We start from the raw sequence: 19618 nt of genomic DNA on the forward strand, positions 1-19618 counted from the left end.
TTTTTCGAACGAAAGGAAGAGGAATATGTCAGCGATTATGAAAAAAGCTTGGGGATACCGTTATTGGGTTCTAGTCATACTTTGGTTAGTCTATATTATTAACTATTTTGACCGGATGGCTGTCTTAACGTTTTTACCATTCATTCAAAAGGATTTACATTTAACACCAGTTGAAGTAGGCCAGCTGGCTTCGGTCTTTTTCTTTGCCTATGCAGCAGCTCAAATCAGTGCGGGTTTCCTTGCCGATAAAATTGGCTCGAAACGGGTAATGTATATCGCCATTATCGTGTTCACTTTCGTTACAGCTGTAACAGGTGTGGTCAAAAACTTTGCTCAGTTTATTGCTCTTCGAATTGGTTTAGGGCTTGGAGAAGGTCATCATTTTGCTCCTGCCATTCGTGCAATCAATAACTGGTTTCCCTTTAAAGAAAGAGGTAGAGCGGTTTCCTTTTTCGCCACCTCTTGGGCAGTAGCTCCTGCCATCGTTCCTGTCATTGTCACAAGTATTTCCGTTTACTTTTTTGGCGGTGCTTGGAGACCGGTTTTCTATGTACTCGCTATCCCTGGGGTAATCGGTATCTTTTTATTATGGAAGTTTGTAGCAGATTCTCCAAAAGAAATGATTGAAAAAGGAAAATTGAGTAAGGATCAAGATATCGAGGAAGCAAACGTTGCTCCTAAGAGACTGTCGAAGGAAGAGAAAAGAAAAGCCTATGGCGTTTTCCTAAAAGATGTTAATTTTTATGTTTTTACATTATGTCTATTTTGTCAGTTAGCCGTATATTGGGGAACTTCCACATGGTTAACTTCATTCCTGGTTACACAGCACGGGTTGAATATTAAGGAAATGGGCTTTTTCGCCTCTGCTCCCTATATCGTTGCGTTCTTTGCCATGATGCTTGGCGGCTGGCTGATGGATAATGTGGTTCATCGGATGAAGCCGGTTGCATTAATCGGTTATATCGGAAGTATTCCTGTTCTATGGATGCTTGGTTCAGTAGAAAAAGGAAATACCGGTCTTTTACTTACACTCCTATTGCTGGTTGGATTCTTTGTAAACTTAAACTTTGGTTCTATTTATGCCTATTTACCAAAGCGTTACCCAAAGGAAATTGTCGGTAGTGCGACAGGATTAGCAAATGGAATTGGTCAATTAGGTTCCTTTATTTCTCCGCTAATAGCTGGTTACTTAGTTACAGTAGGGGCAAATGGAACACAGAATTTCAGCCGAGTATTCATCTTTTTTGCCATTGTTTCGGCAGTAGCGGCACTTTGTTCGATCATTCTAAAGGAAAAGAAAGTAACAAAGGATTCCGCCAACACAATCGACAATGCGAAATCCGTTAGTTAAACTCTTTTAAAAATTTTCAACTTAAAAAGTCGCGCAGGGGGAAAGACAATGGCAGACCAACATACATTTGATCCATATAAAACGTGGCAAACCTATATGCTCCAATGGGAAAAACAAACGAATGAGATGATTCAATCCTGGACAAACAATCGTGAAGCAGTCAAAATCGCTTCCATTAGTTCAGATATCCAGGCACGTTTTCTAGAAATGCTTCAAAAAAACCAACAGGAAGCAGCCAATCTGTTAAATCTACCGACAAAAAAAGATATAACCAATTCAGCAAAACTTACGATCCAAACAGAAGAAAAGCTTGATGCCCTGGAGGAACTGATTTGGAATTTACAGGATTCCATCGAAGCTTCCAAAAATGAAAACAGTAGTATTGCAAAAATCACTAGTGAGATGCTGAAGCAAATGAAACAGCTAAAAACGGAACAGAAAAAAGAATCGGAAACAGTTAGAGAAATCTTTAGCGGACTTCAAGAGATAAAAAGGGAACTAGCTGTAATGAATAGTTTAAATGAAGAGATTGTCAGTCTTAAACTACTGATGGCAGAAAGCACCCAAAAACACGAACGGGAATTAGTTTTAACTAAGTAAATGCTAGGAGGAGAGTCAGGTTGGCATCAACTATTATTGATATCGAGAAAGAAGTAGAGCGCTGGCGGGAATTCGTTAATTCCGTTAATGGTCCAGAGCCTAGTACCAATCATATCCCAAGAAAAGCGATTTGGAAAAAAAATAAAGCAACTTTATGGCATTATGCTGCTGTAGAGAAAAAATATGATATACCTGTTTTTATGATTTATTCCTTGTTTAACAAGCCTACTATTCTTGATTTTGCCCCTGGGTCCAGTGTCATTGAAGGCCTGGTCAACATGGGCTATGATGTCTATTTACTAGACTGGGGCATTGCTGGTGATGAAGATAAGGATATTAATATTGAAGATTATATTGCAGTATATATTAAAAAAGCGGTTCAACGTGCCCTAAGGCACTCTGGTGCGGAGGAAGTTTCCGTTATTGGATATTGCCTTGGCGGAACCTTCGCAGCCATGTATGCGGCGATTGCTGAAGAACCAATTCGGAATCTGATTGTTGCCACCGTTCCAATTGATTTTAGTGTTGCTGCACTGCCAGATCAATGGGAGGAAGGACTAAAGGATGGTGAGTTCAATCTAGACCGTATAATCGATGTATTTGGGGTTATTCCACCTTCTTACGTAGAGGCGATGTTCAGGTCCGTAACCTCTCCCATCTACAATAGTCCCTATGTTACACTTTTAACCCGCGCTAATGACAAGCGTTTTGTGGAAAAGTGGCGCCGTATGAACACATGGACAAAAGGACATGTTCCCTTAACAGGCGGAGCTTTCCGGCAATTAACCATTGATCTTTTTAAGGAAAACAAACTGGTAAAAGGTGAGTTTACGATTCATGGCCAAAAAGTGGATTTAGCGAATATCAAGGCCAATCTCCTCGTTGTCAGCTCGAAAAACGATAACCTCATTCCTGAAGGCCAGAGCAAGCCATTAATGGATTTAGTGTCAAGTAAAGATAAAACATACTTAAGTGTGGATGCAGGACATGTTTCCTTAGCCATGACCGGAAAGTTAAATGGAATCCTTGAAAAATGGCTTGGCAGCCATTCAAAGTAATGCTGATTAATTTGGATACTGCCTGTTGAGACAGGCTGTGTCCTTGATTAGAGGGAGGTAGTATTGTTATGTCTATTTTGCAAACAGCTATTTTTGATGTTATTAACGAGAAGGAAGCTATTCAATTTTTACAGTCACTGATTCAAGTGGATAGTGTGAATCCACAAGGAAATGAAAAAAGGGTCGCTGAGGTAATACAAGCGTATTTAAAGTCTAGCAATCTACAAGTTGAATTAGATGATCTCGGGAACAACCGAGCCAATCTATTTGTAACCTACCCAAATGGGACCACGGAGGAAAAATATTTAGTTTACAGTGGTCATTTCGATACAGTTCCTCCTGGTAAGATCGAGTGGGAGCATGACCCGTTTTCTGGCGAAGTAGTGGACAACAAAGTATATGGCCGAGGTACAACTGACATGAAGGGCGGAGTAGCCGCTATGGTGCTTGCTATGAAGTATTTAGAGCAGGCAGGCGTGAAACTTAGAGGGAAGCTTCAGTTTGTTGGAACAGCGGGAGAAGAGGTGGATGGCTTCGGTGCAAAAAAAGTAGTCGAGAAGGGGCAAATCGACAAAGCCACAGCCTTAGTTGTATCGGAACCTAGTGAAAACCAAATTTTTCATGCACATAAAGGCTGTTTATGGCTGGAGATAACCACTTACGGAAAAACCGCACATGGTTCCATGCCAGATCAGGGTATCAATGCGATTTTAACGATTAATGAATTTATCAATAGTTTAAAAACCTATCAATTTGAATACACACCACATCCAGTATTGGGCCATCCGACGATGAATATCGGAACGATTGAAGGCGGCGTAAAAACCAATGTGGTGCCTGATCAATGTAAGATGACGCTAGATATTCGAACCGTTCCCGGACAAAATAATGAACGTATATTAATAGACATTGAGAATTTGATCAAAACGGTTGCAGCCAAATCAGAAGCAACTTATGAACTAACGGTAATTAATAGTATGGAATCGGTTGGTACTGCTGTATCGGATGATTTTGTTCAACTGGCGATTGCAACGGGGAAAAATCATCTTGACCTGGATTTAAAGCCTTTAGGTGTCAATTATTATACCGACGCATCAGTTTATTGCCCGCATTTGCAGGTCCCTGCCATTATCTTTGGTCCTGGAAAACCAACACTCGCTCATCAGCCAAATGAGTATGTGGAGATTGATAAGTTTATTGAATCTATTCGTTATTTTATGGCACTCGCCATTGATTATTTGGCGGAAAACTAAATTATGAAAAAACAATTCCTATTATTTTCTTTAATAAAGGGAATTGTTTTTTCTAATATATCTAATATTCGGAATATAAATGCAATTTAATTCACATAATTTTCCTTTCATGTATAATAAAAATGAAGGTGGAGGTCCATATATTAAATCCAAATTGTTTAAGAGGGTGAAAATCTTGTCAGTAACCGATCTCACAGCAACCGAATTAGGAACATTAATCAAAGAAAAGAAACTATCCCCGGTAGAAGTTGTAAGCGCTTTTTTAGAGCGAATCGACAAACAGAACTCAAAATGGAATGCTTTTGTAACAGTCAATGAACAAGCCATGGAAGAAGCAAAAAAAGCGGAAGAGTCCCTCATGAAAGGGGAGAAGCTGGGTAAACTTCACGGTATCCCCATTGCGATTAAAGACCTAACCCCTACAAAAGGGATGTTAACCACATATGGCTCACCGCTTTTTAAAGATTATGTGCCAGACTATGATCCTCTTTTTTTACAAAGAGTGAAAGCAGCCGGAGCCATTGTCTTAGGGAAAACGAATACGCCTGAATTCGGACATAAAGGCACTACAGACAATCCTCTGTTTGGTGTGACAAAAAATCCGTGGAATGACCAATTAACTCCTGGGGGATCAAGCGGTGGTTCTGCCGCAGCGGTTGCCGCTAAAATGGCTCCATTTGCGGAAGGAAGCGACGGGGGCGGTTCCATTCGGATACCGGCTGCGTTTACGGGAATTTTTGGCTTTAAACCAACATATGGTGTCGTTCCGAATGATGGAGATCGCAGTAATTTCTTTGGGTCTGAACATCCGTACCTACATAATGGGCCAATGGCAAGGACGGTTGAAGATGCGGCCTTGTTATTCTCTGTCATGCAAGGATTTGATCCCACTCATCCTAGTTCGTTCCCAGTAGTAAAAGAAGATTTCACAGATCTTAAGGTAGACATGAAGGGATTAAAAATTGCCTATACCCGGAATTTTGGATTATATGAAGTTTCTGAAGATGTTGCCCAAGTCATTGATAAAGCAGTTCAGAATTTTACAGAACTTGGTGCTCATGTGGAAGAGGTGGAATTCGATTTCGGTATAAGTTTAAAAGACCTCGTCCGAACGTTTTCCGGAATGTGGTGTGTCAAATTTGCCTCAGGATATGGCGAGCTTTTTGATCGTAACCCTGCAAGCTTTTCTGAAGGAATGGCAAAGATGATCGAAATAGGCAGGAAGTTTAGCGCCATAGACTATAAAACTCTTGAACTAAAACGCACCATTGTCTGGAAAAAAATCCAAGCAATCTTGAACAATTACGATCTAATACTTTCCCCAACGAACGCTGTAACCGCCTTTGAACATCACATCCAAGGACCTTCCATGATTAATGGGAAAAGTGTGAACCCAGCTACAGGCTGGATGCTGACCCAAATCTATAACCTAACAGGACATCCTGCGGCTTCATTGCCAGTCGGACTGACAAAATCTGGGCTTCCGGTAGGGTTGCAAGCAGCTGGAAACCGGTTTGCTGACGAGCTTGTGTTACAAGCTTGCAGAGCTTATGAGAAATCATTCCAAACCTATATTGAACCGACCCCAACCTTTATAAAGAAATAAGGAGGTTTTTATGAGTAAAATTATTCATGAAAAAAATGTCCCTGCTGTTATGAGAGATGGCACCACCTTGTATGCAGATGTGTTTCGCCCAGAAGGAGAAGGAAAATATCCTGTCCTCCTGCAACGGACGCCCTACAATCGAACATTTCTCCCTCTAACCACAATGGTCCTGGATCCCATTGCGGCAGCCCATCAAGGCTATGTCGTCATTATTCAGGATGTCCGTGGACGCTTTGATTCAGAAGGGGACCCTTTTTATATTTATAAAAATGAATATAACGATGGCTACGATTCAGTAGAATGGGCAGCCTCCTTACCTTACTCAGATGGAAATGTAGGGATGTACGGCTTGTCATACAAGGGAATGACACAATTTCAGGCGGCCGTCATGCAGCCGCCGCATTTGAAAGCAATCTTTCCAATCACCTGGGGAACCGATGTGTTTATGTACCGGGGAGGAGCGCTGGAACTTGGACTAATCATTTCATGGACATTAGCAACAATTGGCCCCAATGCCGTCATCAAGGCAAAGCAAGGGAAAGAGGACTTCATTAAAGAATTTATGACACTCGTTCATTCCATCGACCATATTGATGAGGCTGGATTTAATCAATTGCCTATTCAAGATAGCGAATGGCTCAAACTTGGAGACGGTTTTGCCTCCTTTTTTCACGATATTTTGGAACATGATACGAAAGATGAATACCACCTGGATATTAGTGTCCAAGAAAAATCAGAAAAGCTGAATGTTCCTGTATTCGGAATTGCAGGCTGGTATGATCTTTTATTAGGTCAGGACCTCGAACACTTCGAAAAATTAAAACACAAAAAGAATACAAAATTGATGATTGGACCATGGGCCCATGCAGGTTTTTCCCCTACAGTCGGGGATTTGAATTTTGGCCTAAGTGCATCCAGCCTGATGCTGGATTATAAAATAGATTTAACTAGCCTGCAGCTAAAATGGTTTGATCGTTGGTTAAAAGGAATCGAAAACGGGATTGAGGAAGAGGCTCCTGTGAAAATTTTTGTGATGGGAGAAAATAAATGGAGGAATGAGCAGGAGTGGCCATTACAACGAACCGTTTATACACCTTTTTATTTTAACAGTAATGGGAAAGCCAATACAAAAGCCGGGGATGGGGCCTTATCGATCAAACGGCCGCAAGAGGAGTTTTACGATCGTTATATCTATGACCCGGAAAATCCTGTGCCAACACTAGGCGGCAACCATTTAATGCCAATGAATTACCCGCGCGGACCAATCGACCAGCAATTCCTTGAAACGAGGGAAGATGTATTAGTCTACACGAGTGAGGTATTAGAGGAAGACCTAGAAGTAACTGGACCTGTGAAGGTGATTTTATACGCATCAAGTTCTGCTGTCGATACCGACTTTACGGCAAAGTTAGTAGATGTTCACCCTAATGGAAAGGCCTATAACATTGTAGATGGCATTATCCGTGCCAAAAACAGGGACAAAAATCAGCAGCCATCACTTCTAACGCCAAATGAGGTATATTGCTATGAAATCGACTTATTGGCAACCAGTAATCTATTTAAAAAAGGGCATCGGATAAGACTTGAGATTTCAAGCAGCAATTTCCCTCGATTTGACCGGAATACCAATACGGGTGAATCAGGTAAAAACAGTAAAGAGTTAATATCCGCAGAACAACGAATCTTTCATAGTGAAAAATATCCATCGCATATTTTATTGCCGGTCATTCCAAGAAAATAACGAGGATTTTTAGCCGGCCCATTCAAATTATATTTTTTAATAGCTTACCAGATAATTTTACTTATTTTTTACTAGAATGCTAACAAAAAAAGGAGTGAAGGAAAATGACAGAAGTATATTTGATTGATGGCGCAAGAACAGCCTTTACAAAGTTTGGCGGTTCTTTCGCTCAAACAGGTGCAACGGAGCTCGGAAAAGCAAGTGCTGTAGAAGCCCTGCGCCGCTCGAAGGTCGACCCAACACAAATCGACCATGTCATTTACGGGAACGTTATTCACACAGAAAAAAATGCGGCCTACATTTCGAGGCATATTGGCCTAAAAAGCGGTGTCCCCCAGGAAGTGCCGGCCCTAACGTTGAACCGATTATGCGGCTCAGGACTTCAAGCTGTGGTTTCGGCTGCCCAGCATATTTTAGTCGGGGATGCTAACGTCGTCCTCGCAGGCGGTGCGGAAAATATGTCGCAATCTCCTTATGCCAATTTCACACAACGCTTCGGCGGTGCGAAAATGGGGAATTTAGCATTTGATGATATGCTGTTAGAAACATTAACGGACCAGTACACAGGCTGTGGAATGGGTCTAACCGCTGAAAAACTTGCTGAAATGTATGAAATCTCAAGGGAAGAACAAGATGCTTTCACTGTAGAATCAAACCAAAGAGCTGCCAGAGCCGTTCCTGCCTTTGAAGAAGAAATTGTCGGAGTCGAAGTCAAAACAAGAAAAGGCAGCCTGCTTATCCGGGAAGACGAACATATCAAGCCAGATGCGAACTTGGAAGCATTATCCAAGCTCAAGCCTTCGTTTAAAAAAGATGGCACCGTTACAGCCGGAAATGCCTCAGGAATCAATGACGGAGCGGCATCACTGGTCGTTGCAGGGAAAGAATCTGTACAAAAAAACAATCTAAAACCGATTGCCCGCATTGTATCTTGGGCCGTGTCTGGAGTAGATCCGACCATCATGGGCATCGGACCTGTTCCAGCAATTAAACAGGCGCTTAACAAAGCAAAACTAACGATTGATGACATCGACCTTTTTGAAGTAAATGAGGCATTCGCCGCTCAATATTTAGCTGTTGAAAAAGCGCTCGGACTCGATCGGAACAAAACCAATGTGAACGGCGGAGCGATTGCCTTAGGGCACCCTGTTGGCGCGAGCGGGGCAAGAGTTTTATTATCTGCTGCTTATGAATTGAGAAGACGGAATGGACGGTTTGCTGTCGTAAGCTTATGCATCGGCGGGGGCCAAGGGATCGCGATGGTGATTGAGCACGCTTAAACGGTTGTAATCCAGGAATTAGAAGGGAGTAAGAATTTTTGTACGATTCCATTAAAACCGAACGTAACAATGGCATTTTAACTATTTTTTTAAACCGGCCGGAGCGAATGAATGCGTTCACGTCTCTCATGGTCGAGGAGCTGGTAGACGTATACAAAAAGGCGGATCTGGATGATGAAGTTCGGGTGATTGTCGTAACAGGCGAAGGTAAAGCATTTTGTGCGGGAATGGATTTAGGCAATGGAGGGGAGACGTTCTCCTCTACAGAATCCATCGATGACTATCGGGACGGCGGCGGGCAGGTCAGTATGGCAGTGCACAGCTTGAAAAAACCAATCATTGCCGCTATTAATGGTCCTGCAGTAGGAATTGGTCTAACGATGACACTTGCTATGGATATACGGATTGTCAAAAAAGATGCGAAAATCGGCTTTGTTTTCGCCAAACGCGGCATCGGTCCTGAAGCCTGTTCGGGTTGGTTTCTGCCTCGGCTTGTCGGTATTGGAAAGGCGCTTGAATGGATGTATACGGGCCGCTACATACCAACGTCTGAAGCCTTAGCGTCTGGCCTGGTCCAGTATGAAGTGGACGATGTGCTGGAAAAAGCCTATGAAATTGCTCAGATGATTATAGGTGAAACAGCTGCGACATCGAACCGATTTGTCCGTCAGCTTTTGTGGAACATGCTAAGTGAAAATTCTCCAGGTGCCTCTCATCTTGCTGAATCAAAGTTTCTCTGGTGGGCGGGAAACAACGCTGATGCGAGGGAAGGTGTCCAATCGTTTCTTGAAAAGCGGTCTCCACACTTTCCACTGAAAAGCAATGATGTACCTGATTTCTTTCATGATAGAAGTAGAGAAAAATAACATAGTATTACATTTCCCCCTTAATCTTATTGGTTAAGGGGGTTTATATTGAACATCACCATCTGGGTACATTCCCATAGTTAAAGATAGTAGTTTTACGCTTCATATTAATAATTTTTTATGAATTAGAAAAAAATAGTGTTAAGGAAAGGAGGGATTGCGAATGTCTGTAAAAAAGTGGTTAACAGGATTAGTCGCTTTGATTGCAATGGTTGTGTTTGTGACAACTATAGGCACACTCGGCGTATTTGCCGAATCCAGTGCTAAAACTCAGCCAACGGAGACCGTGAAAGCGATTCAGGTCAAGATGAACGATGATTACTTTAATCCAAAAGTCATCACACTTTTCAATGGAAAATCAACAACGTTGATATTGAAAAATGAAGGTAAGAAGGAACACACCTTCACAGTGGAAAAACTAGGAATTGACGCTGAAATCCAGCCAGGAAAAGAAAAAACCATTATCGTGAAACCAACAAACCCCGGTACATATGACTTGATATGTCGGTACCATTTCCAAAAAGGAATGGTTGGAAAAGTAATAGTTCAATAACAAGCAAGGCCAGTAGGGCCTTGCTTGTTTAATAGGCAATGGATTTTGCCTATTTATGTAATTCAAGTGGGGGGATACAAATTGTCGAACAATATTTCAAGTAATAATAAGGGAAAAAGACACTTCATGTTAAAGTCTACTCCGCCAAGAGCAACTTTTCATCAGGACATGACCGAAGAGGAACGGAACATCATGCTCCAACACATCTCCTATTGGACGGAAAAACAGAATCAAGGGATTGCTTTGGTTTTCGGACCGGTTCTAAATCCTAAAGAACCCCATGGACTCGCAATCATTGAAGTTGAGAATGAAGATCAAGTTCCAAAACTTATCGCAGAAGATCCCGCCGTTATGGCAGGAGTAATGACCGTGGAATTTTATCCGATGATGGCAACATTACCCAAATAACATCCTTATTAAAGGGAGCTTTAGCGGTAGTTCAAGGCTGTCATGTTGGCAGCTTTTCCTTTTCTAAAGGGTTAATTTAACGTGAAATCGCTCTTATAAAAAGCTCCCTAAATTTCTCCCTATCCTCTGCTGTAAATGGTTTTGGACCCTTTGTTCGTTTACCGCTTTTTCGAGCCATTGCACTCAAATACCGGGTTTGTAACAATTGGTCGATGTTTTCATTTGTATAGCTATACCCTTTATGGTGAAGGACCGTACACCCTTTTGCTAAACCTAGGGAGGCAAGACCATAATCCTGCGTAATGATGATATCAGCTTTATCTGCTAACTTCATAATCCGATAATCCGCCGCATCTGCTCCAGAATCTACATAAATGGTTTCCACACCAGATGGTTGATTCGCATTTGAAAAATGAGAAAAGCTAGTTACAAGGATAACAGGGATTTCAGCCTTAGTACCTTCATAGATAATAATATCTTTTACCGGACATGCATCTGCATCAACATAAATTTTCATCTAAATCTCTCCCATAAATATGTACGTGTTGATGATAAGGGCAGATTTCGCTTTTGTCAAACGATAGTAGGAAAAATTATACAAAATTGTATTCCTAATAGCAGTGTATTCATCAAGTGAAATTTTCGCTTGTGCAACATATTTGCCTGTCCCTTATTAATATAAAACGAGGCAAAAAGATTGCTCTAGACCCACCTGTATTTTAGCTGTTATCCTAATCTAGTGCTACAAGGGGAGGATCTAGGATGGAACAGGAAAAGTATAATGACCTTAAATTAGGTGAACGTGGAGCCATCATTAGTATTATTGCCTATATATGTCTATCAATCTTAAAACTAGTAATTGGATACATAAGCGATTCCGATGCATTAGAAGCAGATGGTCTGAACAATACAACCGATATCATCGCATCTATTGCTGTACTTATTGGACTCAAGATTTCTCAAAGACCACCTGATAAAAACCATCGGTACGGACATCGCAAGAGTGAAACGATTGCGTCAATGGTTGCTTCCTTTATTATGGCTGCGGTGGGTCTTGAAGTGTTAATTGAGGCGGGTACCTCCATTTTTCAAGGGACAAAAGAATCACCGGATATTATGGCAGCGTATGTAGGTGTTTTTTCATCGCTAGTCATGTATTTTGTTTATCTTTACAACAAGAAATTAGCACTTAAGATTAATAGCAAAGCCGTAATGGCAGCTGCAAAAGATAATATTTCCGATGCTTGGGTAAGTATAGGAACGGCTATAGGTATTTTGGGTTCACAATTAAATATGCCTTGGCTGGATAGCATAACTGCTATTGTTGTAGGACTATTAATATGTAAAACCGCATGGGACATCTTTAGAGAAGCTTCACTTGAACTATCGGACGGTTTCGATGAAGATAAAATCCACCTATATAACAATGTCATCAAAGAATTGGATGGCGTAAAAGGAGTAAAAGAAATTAAAGGAAGAAACTATGGGAATAATGAAGTAATAGATGTTGTAATTCTTGTTAATTCTACGCTCGGTATTAAAGAAGCTCATGATATAGCTACCTATGTTGAAAAAATCATGATGGATGACCATGGTGTATATGATGTTCATGTCCATGTAGAGCCAAGTTAAATTCGATAAAATTAATCCAAATGAACCAAACATCGAATAGTCTTAATTAGCCATTCACATTGTGAAGGGACTCTATTACTATTATGTTAGCCTGTCTTTTTAGACAAGGCTCTTTTCGTAAACTTTGTTGCTTTGGGGCTTAATTAAGTGCATTTACTAAGTTTGTAGGCAATTTTAGCAAATGTTCTTACGAAAAGATGCCACGAAGCATCTTGTTAAACGGGTTGATGAACTTTTTACGAAGAACAACAATCTTTGCGAAAATAGCCTTTGAAAAAGAGGGATAGGAGGTTCAATGTGAATACTGATCAAGCTTTTGAGTTGTTAAAAAACGCAGGAGTTCCAGACGATATTAGCATTCAAACGGTGAAGCGCTGGCTGCGGGAGCGAAAAATTAAATACGAGGGAAAAATAGGACCTCGGAAATCCGAATACATTCTAGATGATACCGATCAAGCTATTAACCTGTTAAAAGATGCAGGTGTTTCCGCTAGTGCTGGTCTCCACGTTGTTCAACGCTGGCTAAACGAAGGCAAGATACAGAGGGTTGGTAATAGAGACCAGATAACAGATTACCTATCAAAGGAAACCATTTCACAGCATGTAGCTCGATCCTCAGATCAGGATAAGGCCATCCGTGATTTGCAAGTAAAAATAAAAGTTCAGGATGACCAACTTAAAGGAATCGAAGAACTTCATCAAACTTCCATAAAAACGTTGATTCAGCAACGGGACAAATTAAACAGAGAAAATAGCAGCCTAAAAAATGAAATAAATGAATTACAAACAGAAACCAGAAAAGTACTGAAAGAAAACACGGAATTAAGGAATGAATTATTAAAATTAAGAGAAGAGCTTTCGAAAGCGGGCAAAAAAGAAGTTGAAAAAACTCAAACTCTAGTACCGCCTAAAACACTTGATTATCGTCAAAAGTTAGGACTTTCAAAAACGGCAGGGCAAAAAGAGGTTTTAGCCGGATTTAAAAAATTATTAAAAATTACTCATCCTGATCAAGGAGGAAGCGCGGCGGCCTTTCATTTCATTAAAACAGACTACGATCTTTATAGAAATAGTTTTGAAGAATGATTGAAACGCTTGGTTTAAACTGCCGAGCGTTTCGTATCTTATCCGTTAAACCTTCCCATCACGATGGTGTTATAGTAATTCCCATCAGATAGAATTTTATCTTTTTTCAATACACCTTCCACTTCAAACCCATATTTTTTATAAAGCTCGATCGCTTTTTCATTGGTTTCGAGAACGTTCAGTGTAATTTTTTTAATATTATTAGAGTCTGCCCCATGAATCGACTCCATTAAAAGGTTTTTACCGATCCCATATCCCCAATATTCTTTTAATACACAAATTCCAAATTCGACTTTATGAGAGGTTCTTTTCAGTTTACTTCCTTCAAGCCTAGAAAAACCTACGATTCTGTCATTTGCTTCAGCCACTAAAAACAGGTTATTTATACTTTCGGTATCATCTTTAATGACCTGTTTAAAACCTGCTTCATCTATGTAGGCCTCACCTGGTTCGCGGTCTAAATTTTCTGTTTCGCCATCAATCTGTAATCGAATCTCAGATAAATTTTGGGCATCGGATTCAATTGCCGAACGTACAATATATCTTAAATTATTAATATTAAATTCTTTTTGATTAGCAATCATTTAGACGTCCTCCAAACATAATTTTCCTTCCTTACTAAATAATAAAGAATCACAATGGGTTCGTATAGTATAATAATAATTGATTTTGAATAAATAAATATAATTGTAGATTTAGAATTTAGTACAATAAGTTGAGGGATCATATAGTATGAATATGGAGCTAATGATTAATGCAGAGGAATGTTATCAGCGTGCAGAAGAGAAGGCTGCTCGTTATTTTAATACGCTATATGTTCTGGTCTCAGAAAAAACCTTTGTCCCGACCCTAATAAATGACATCCAATCCTGGAAACAAACCCATATCCATCACCATTCATTCCTATCCTTATTTTCACGTAAAAAAACGGGTCCCAGTGGGTACCACAATTATATCCAATGGCTCCATTACACAGGCAAACTAGACCGTTATTTAGACCGGAGCATTTCCTATCTTTACATGCGTGATCTCGGCAAAGCCCTGGACTCACCCGAAACAAAGAAAAGAGTTAGAAGTGTCGTTGACAATTTAAAGAGTCATCTGACCAAAAAGGAAGACAATACCGAGATGTTCAGCATGGCCGGGTTGTACCGCTGGGCTCAGAAAGAAGGCATTGAATCTGCCATTATCTGGCTGATAAATAAACTTAAGATTGTATCCTCCAATATTCCAGATGGGTTGGATGCTGAAAATGCCCAGCGAAAGCTTATTAAAATTATTGCTGGGGTGCTGATGCACGAGTTTGAAGAAATGGATGATAAACTATCGCCGGCAGAACGTACGATCAGACTCGATCATGCGATTAGGCTTGGATATGCATATGGCCTGACCTACCCCTTCATTGACGACCTTCTCGATGCCAAAGTTTTGTCTACAGATGAAAAAAAGCAATATTCCAATTTGATTCGGACCACTCTTATCACAGGCAATGTGCCGGAATTGGGGGAATGGTCGGGAGATAACGCAGAATTGATCCGTTTTATTCATTCAGAACTCCGCGATGCTTTTGAGGCAATAAAGGCACACCAGCGGCCAGATAATAGAATCCATTTTTTCGAGCAGGCCTTTGTGTTTTTTCATTCCCAGGAAGTAGATCGTGAAAAGAATTTATCTTATGACAGGTACACCAATGAAGAACTTTATGTCCCGATCATCTTAAAATCGTCTTCTTCCCGATTGATTGTCCGTTCCGTGATCAGTGCTCCTGAGGATGCAGGCTTTGAAAGCCGGACATTCTTTTACGGCATATACAACCAGCTTGCAGATGATTTTGCCGATATGGTTGAGGACATGGAAGAAGGGGCAGTAACTCCCTATACTTACTTCATGAAATATCATGATAAGCGACCCGACCTTATCAATCCGTTTGAATTATACTGGGCAGTCATTTCCCATTTAATACATAACGTGTATCATTCAGACTCCAAGACCTGTGAGGTGATTTTAGATCGGGCGATTAACGGGTTAAAGCGATTTAAAGAACGGAAGGGGAGCGAAGAATACAAAAAAGTGATGGAGCTATTCGCTTCTGGCTTTCCGAATTTCAATCGTGTAATTCAAAAAATGGTCCGTAAAGCGGATGACGTCGATTTCTTTGATAAACTGCTTCGGGACCATATGATGACCATGTTGAAAAATGAACGAAAAGAGCAGGAAGATTTTTTAGATACGATCGAAACTGTCCGCAATCAGGTCAACAACATCTTGTATATTGCTAAACCTGAACATGATTCATTACCGAAAGATCCCATCACTGATGCCGCCAATTATAGTCTTGAAGGGGATGGCAAGCGTTTAAGACCCATTATGACTTGGGTCATGGGTGTCAACGAATATGGATTATATTCTTCTGCCATCGTGCCCCTTTTGAAATCCTTAGAATATATGCATACGGCGTCTCTTATCTTTGACGATCTGCCTGCACAGGATAATGCCGCCATCCGCAGGGGCCGTCAAACGCTGCACATGGTATATAACAATGCGATAGCTGAATTAACCGGTCTCTTTCTGACCCAAAAGGCGATCGAGGAACAAGCATCCCTAAACCAGTTTGATTCGGAAACAGTGCTGAACTTGATTCGATATTCGGCGCAAATGACAGCCGATATGTGTAAGGGCCAGGCAATGGACTTGGATTCAAGAGGGAAACCACTAACGCTCGAACAATTGAATTTGATGAGCTTTTACAAAACCGGGATTGCATTCGAAGCTTCTCTTATCATGCCTGCCATACTTACGAAAGCTAAGGAGCATGAAATGAAAGCATTGAAAAAATTTGCCCGTCATGCCGGCATTGCCTTTCAGATTAAGGATGACTTGCTGGATGTTGAAGGAGAGCTGGATTTACTCGGAAAACCCATTGGCAAAGATGCAGAAAATAACCATTCCACTTTTGTATCGATCTTAGGAATGGATGGCGCGAAAAAAGCGATGTGGGACCATTATTGTTTGGCGATGGAAGTGTTGCAGGAAGTTCCGCTTAAAACTTCTTTTTTGAAACATTTGTTGAATTATATTGTGAACAGGGACCATTAATTCGAAAGAGATTAATTGTTAAGTGTCCCATGGGATTAATCTATGAAGGGAACGGTTAAATGAATTTTAATATGAAAGAAGCTATTGAAGTTCTGGAGCGTACTCCTCCAACTTTGGAGAATTTTTTATCTGGTTTATCTGATGTTTGGCTGCAATGCGATGAAGGAGAAGGAACCTGGAATGTTTCTGAAGTAATTGAGCATCTTATTGAGGCAGAAAAGATAAATTGGGTGCCAAGATTGGAATTTATTCTTCAGGAAGGATCAAATAAATCCTTCCCGCCTTTTGATCGTTTTTCACACATAAATGAAAACTTCGAAAGGAACATTGAACAAAAGTTGCTTGAATTTAAAACATTGAGAACACAAAATATACAAAAACTCCTGGGGTTAATTAATTCTGATATACATCTTGAATTGACAGGGTCACACCCTGATCTTGGTTTTGTGAAAGTAAGAGAATTGCTTTCTACATGGGTTGTACATGATTTAACTCACATTGCCCAAATTGTACGGGTTTTGGCAAAAGGATACAGAACTGAAGTTGGTCCGTGGAAAGAGTACTTAGGCATATTGAAAAAGTAAATTTATTAACAGGAGTGGTGGACTGAAAATGAGCCGAATTGCAAAAACTCCAGAGCCGCCATATTACGCTGTGATCTTTGCTTCACAGCGGACAGAAGGCGATAATGGTTACGGGAAAATGGCAGATAGAATGCTCGAATTAGCTTCCAAGCATGAAGGGTTTTTAGGTGTGGAAAGCGCTCGTGATTCGGACCTAGGCATCACGGTTTCATATTGGGACTCGCTGGAAGCCCTCAAGAGCTGGAAGGACGATGTTGAACACAAAGCTGCACAGGCAAGAGGGAAAAGCGAATGGTATAAAAATTTTTCTCTCCGTGTTTGTAAAGTGGAAAGACATAGCTTTTTTGAAATGTAATCAAAAACGGGCTGAATTCCTTTGGAAATCAGCCCGTAAAATTTATAGATTTTTTAAACCATTATTTAATTGGGAAGCAGCGAAGAATGCCTCTTTGTCTTGTAATACATCACCAGGCTGGGATCCCTTCCCAAGAATGTATCCGCCAAACTCAATCCCCATAAAATCAAAGATATACTTAAATTGTTGAATCATAGGCAGGCCCTTAATGTAAGGATTATCGCCGCCAACAGCAATCACATAAGCTTTTTTGGATGACAGGGTCTTTTTAAAATCAGGATAGCGGGCGTCCCTAAGTGTCTGGGACCAGCGATCAATAAAATTTTTCATCGTTCCTGACATGCTATACCAATAAATGGGTGTAGAGAAAATAATGATATCATGCGGCAGAATCCGATCAATGATGGAGTTATAATCATCATTTCTGTCCTGAAATCCTTCTGGGGAGTGCCGCATATCTTCGATTGGCTTAATAATATAATCTTTAAGATAAACTTTCTCGGCTGCTATTCCTTGCACGGCATGATCCGTCAAGAGTTCAGAATTGCCATTTGGGCGGGTTCCCCCATAAATTACTGCGATAGACATCCTGTATTTCTCCTTTCAAATCCAATAACTTGTTAGATAACTATATCGTATCAGGAAGGAAAAATCGAGAATGTTGATTTTCATTAATTTTTAAATAGAGGCATTTCAACACTTTTGATTAATTGATTGTGGAGAACGGACATCACCAATTGATAGGTTTCAAATACCGCTTTATAATTCAAGGATTCCCCATCGGTGTGTTCATGGTAATATCCTGCTGAAAGGTTAACAGAAGGGATGCCGAATTCCGCAAATACTTTGGCATCGCTTAATCCGCCCGGTGTCATTTTCCAATCCTCCATGCCTGCCAGCTGTCCTGCTTTTTCAAAAAGCTGTCCGTATTCATCCGGGCAGAAGGGGACAATATTGGCGAAGGAAGTGACAATATCCCGTTCCCCCCTCCGGTCAATGACAATCGCTCCATCCACAGCTTCAAGGAAATCCCGGTCTATATTTTGGGACCCAATACAGCCAATTTCCTCTTCCACGGTAAAAGCAATTTTAACGGTACCGTTGAAATGCGTTTGCTGAATGTTAGCCAGAAGTTCTAAAATAACAGCTATTCCGGCGCGGTCATCAGCTCCTAAAATGCCTTTAGAGCTTGTTAAAATCGTTCCTTCCTCAATGATTTCCCGGTCCAATGCGATTTCCTCCACTGTATCCATATGCGCCGATAAAAGGATGGTTGGTCCGTCTCCGCAGTATTTATAAGCGAGCAAATTTCCTTTTCGATCGACGTACATGTAATCCGTGAGCTGCGATAATCGGTTTTTAAGATACAGCCTGATTTTCCTTTCATCCTGGCTGACTCCAGGGATATTCAACAGTTCGATAACCTGGTGTTTGAAGTGAACCGCTTCAAGGTCTTTAAGGTACTCCGGTGATTTAAATACTCTATATAAGTTTTCAGCAAAATCTAATAAACTTTCAATCCGTTTGTAGTAGAGAAAAACTGATTTTCTTTCTATTTTTAACCGGATCCCTTCAGGTGCAGCCGTCTTAATCAGCTTCATCTGTGAATAAGAAAGGTGCTTTAAAAGGTCGATTCTTGCTCGGCCATTTCCATGACCATCACAGCTGCAAATCGAATAGATACCCAGTTCATTCATCCAGCGGACCATTCCACGTATATAGGGATCCATCATGGTGAGCGGAAGATCTGAATAAAGAGGGTTGATTAACATTTCTCTTCCAGGGCCTTCAACAATCCTTGATGCTTCCTTTAAAAGAGTGATAAATTCTTTTTCCGGAAGGGTATCCAGGGATTGACCGTATTTAACCATTAGATTCAAAGTTTCAGATAAAAGCTTGGCCCCAAAGGTATCCTTTATTCCTGCTAAATCCTTTTTCATAAGTCCATGTCTCGCTAATAAAATTTCTTGATTTTTCATTCAAAACCATCTCCTTTTGTTATGATAAATGGATTGTACATTTTTCGTTGTGACACCCCGTCACGCTAGAAAGAAGGAATTTTGTTGTGTTTTCGAGAATTCCTATTACTCTAGTGGAACAACTTGATTATATAAATTCCGTTGTGACACCCTGTCACAGTTAACTAGGG

19 protein-coding genes are annotated in these 19618 nt (G+C 40.6%); 15 read left to right on the forward strand and 4 right to left on the reverse strand.

All coding sequences use genetic code 11. The annotated features are described in order from the left end of the window. Nucleotides 1–25: 25 nt before the first annotated feature. The 10 genes from V7161_RS04475 to V7161_RS04520 all read left to right on the forward strand — a co-directional run bounded on the left by V7161_RS04475 (nt 26) and on the right by V7161_RS04520 (nt 10716). Nucleotides 26–1351: an MFS transporter gene (locus tag V7161_RS04475; RefSeq protein ID WP_335442597.1), complete on the forward strand. Its 1326-nt coding sequence runs from the start codon at nt 26–28 to the stop codon at nt 1349–1351. Between the two features lie 48 nt (nt 1352–1399). Then, a complete protein-coding gene (locus V7161_RS04480) occupies nt 1400–1951 on the forward strand; it encodes a polyhydroxyalkanoate biosynthesis repressor PhaR (RefSeq protein WP_335442599.1) in 552 nt (183 codons plus the stop codon). Nucleotides 1952–1971: 20 nt separating this feature from the next. Next, nucleotides 1972–3009: an alpha/beta fold hydrolase gene (locus tag V7161_RS04485; RefSeq protein WP_335442601.1), complete on the forward strand. Its 1038-nt coding sequence runs from the start codon at nt 1972–1974 to the stop codon at nt 3007–3009. Between the two features lie 68 nt (nt 3010–3077). Next, entirely contained in the window at nt 3078–4262 is a 1185-nt protein-coding gene (locus tag V7161_RS04490; protein WP_335442602.1) for a M20 family metallopeptidase, read from the forward strand. 175 nt (nt 4263–4437) lie between these two features. Continuing rightward, nucleotides 4438–5868: an amidase gene (locus tag V7161_RS04495; protein WP_335442604.1), complete on the forward strand. Its 1431-nt coding sequence runs from the start codon at nt 4438–4440 to the stop codon at nt 5866–5868. Between the two features lie 10 nt (nt 5869–5878). Next, the gene (locus V7161_RS04500; RefSeq protein WP_335442605.1) at nt 5879–7609 is read left to right on the forward strand and encodes a CocE/NonD family hydrolase; all 1731 of its coding nucleotides are present in this window, start codon (nt 5879–5881) and stop codon (nt 7607–7609) included. 104 nt (nt 7610–7713) lie between these two features. Continuing rightward, nucleotides 7714–8889, forward strand: coding sequence for an acetyl-CoA C-acetyltransferase (locus V7161_RS04505; RefSeq protein ID WP_335442607.1), 1176 nt, complete (start codon nt 7714–7716; stop codon nt 8887–8889). Nucleotides 8890–8927: 38 nt separating this feature from the next. Next, on the forward strand, nt 8928–9755 hold the full coding sequence (locus V7161_RS04510) for an enoyl-CoA hydratase-related protein (protein ID WP_335442608.1): 828 nt from the start codon (nt 8928–8930) through the stop codon (nt 9753–9755). 163 nt (nt 9756–9918) lie between these two features. Continuing rightward, the gene (locus tag V7161_RS04515) at nt 9919–10308 is read left to right on the forward strand and encodes a cupredoxin domain-containing protein (protein ID WP_335442610.1); all 390 of its coding nucleotides are present in this window, start codon (nt 9919–9921) and stop codon (nt 10306–10308) included. 81 nt (nt 10309–10389) lie between these two features. Continuing rightward, the gene (locus V7161_RS04520; RefSeq protein WP_335442611.1) at nt 10390–10716 is read left to right on the forward strand and encodes a YciI family protein; all 327 of its coding nucleotides are present in this window, start codon (nt 10390–10392) and stop codon (nt 10714–10716) included. Between the two features lie 76 nt (nt 10717–10792). Here the strand turns inward: V7161_RS04520 and V7161_RS04525 are convergent, their stop codons facing one another. Beyond that, nucleotides 10793–11233, reverse strand: a complete 441-nt coding sequence (locus V7161_RS04525; RefSeq protein ID WP_335442613.1) for a YaiI/YqxD family protein — start codon at nt 11231–11233, stop codon at nt 10793–10795. 245 nt (nt 11234–11478) lie between these two features. Here V7161_RS04525 and V7161_RS04530 point away from each other — a divergent pair, with 245 nt between their 5' ends. Beyond that, nucleotides 11479–12348 (forward strand): cation diffusion facilitator family transporter, encoded by an 870-nt coding sequence (locus tag V7161_RS04530; RefSeq protein ID WP_335442615.1) that lies wholly within the window; start codon nt 11479–11481, stop codon nt 12346–12348. Between the two features lie 297 nt (nt 12349–12645). Continuing rightward, complete coding sequence (locus V7161_RS04535; RefSeq protein ID WP_335442617.1) at nt 12646–13434, forward strand: hypothetical protein; 789 nt, start codon at nt 12646–12648, stop codon at nt 13432–13434. A gap of 38 nt (nt 13435–13472) precedes the next feature. Here the strand turns inward: V7161_RS04535 and V7161_RS04540 are convergent, their stop codons facing one another. Further along, nucleotides 13473–14018: a GNAT family N-acetyltransferase gene (locus V7161_RS04540; protein ID WP_335442619.1), complete on the reverse strand. Its 546-nt coding sequence runs from the start codon at nt 14016–14018 to the stop codon at nt 13473–13475. Between the two features lie 148 nt (nt 14019–14166). Between V7161_RS04540 and V7161_RS04545 the strand changes: the two genes are divergently transcribed. From V7161_RS04545 to V7161_RS04555, 3 genes are read left to right on the forward strand one after another with little or no spacing between them, the layout of a single operon-like run. Continuing rightward, nucleotides 14167–16530: a polyprenyl synthetase family protein gene (locus V7161_RS04545; RefSeq protein WP_335442621.1), complete on the forward strand. Its 2364-nt coding sequence runs from the start codon at nt 14167–14169 to the stop codon at nt 16528–16530. Between the two features lie 59 nt (nt 16531–16589). Further along, on the forward strand, nt 16590–17114 hold the full coding sequence (locus V7161_RS04550) for a DinB family protein (protein ID WP_335442623.1): 525 nt from the start codon (nt 16590–16592) through the stop codon (nt 17112–17114). A 28-nt stretch (nt 17115–17142) separates the two neighbouring features. After that, nucleotides 17143–17469, forward strand: a complete 327-nt coding sequence (locus V7161_RS04555) for an antibiotic biosynthesis monooxygenase family protein (protein WP_335442624.1) — start codon at nt 17143–17145, stop codon at nt 17467–17469. Between the two features lie 42 nt (nt 17470–17511). Here the strand turns inward: V7161_RS04555 and V7161_RS04560 are convergent, their stop codons facing one another. After that, the gene (locus V7161_RS04560; RefSeq protein ID WP_335442626.1) at nt 17512–18057 is read right to left on the reverse strand and encodes a flavodoxin family protein; all 546 of its coding nucleotides are present in this window, start codon (nt 18055–18057) and stop codon (nt 17512–17514) included. Between the two features lie 83 nt (nt 18058–18140). Next, nucleotides 18141–19448: a M20/M25/M40 family metallo-hydrolase gene (locus V7161_RS04565; RefSeq protein ID WP_335442627.1), complete on the reverse strand. Its 1308-nt coding sequence runs from the start codon at nt 19446–19448 to the stop codon at nt 18141–18143. Nucleotides 19449–19618: the final 170 nt, after the last annotated feature.

Source organism: Neobacillus drentensis (assembly GCF_036965425.1).
GTDB classification, from domain to species: domain Bacteria; phylum Bacillota; class Bacilli; order Bacillales; family Cytobacillaceae; genus Neobacillus; species Neobacillus drentensis_F.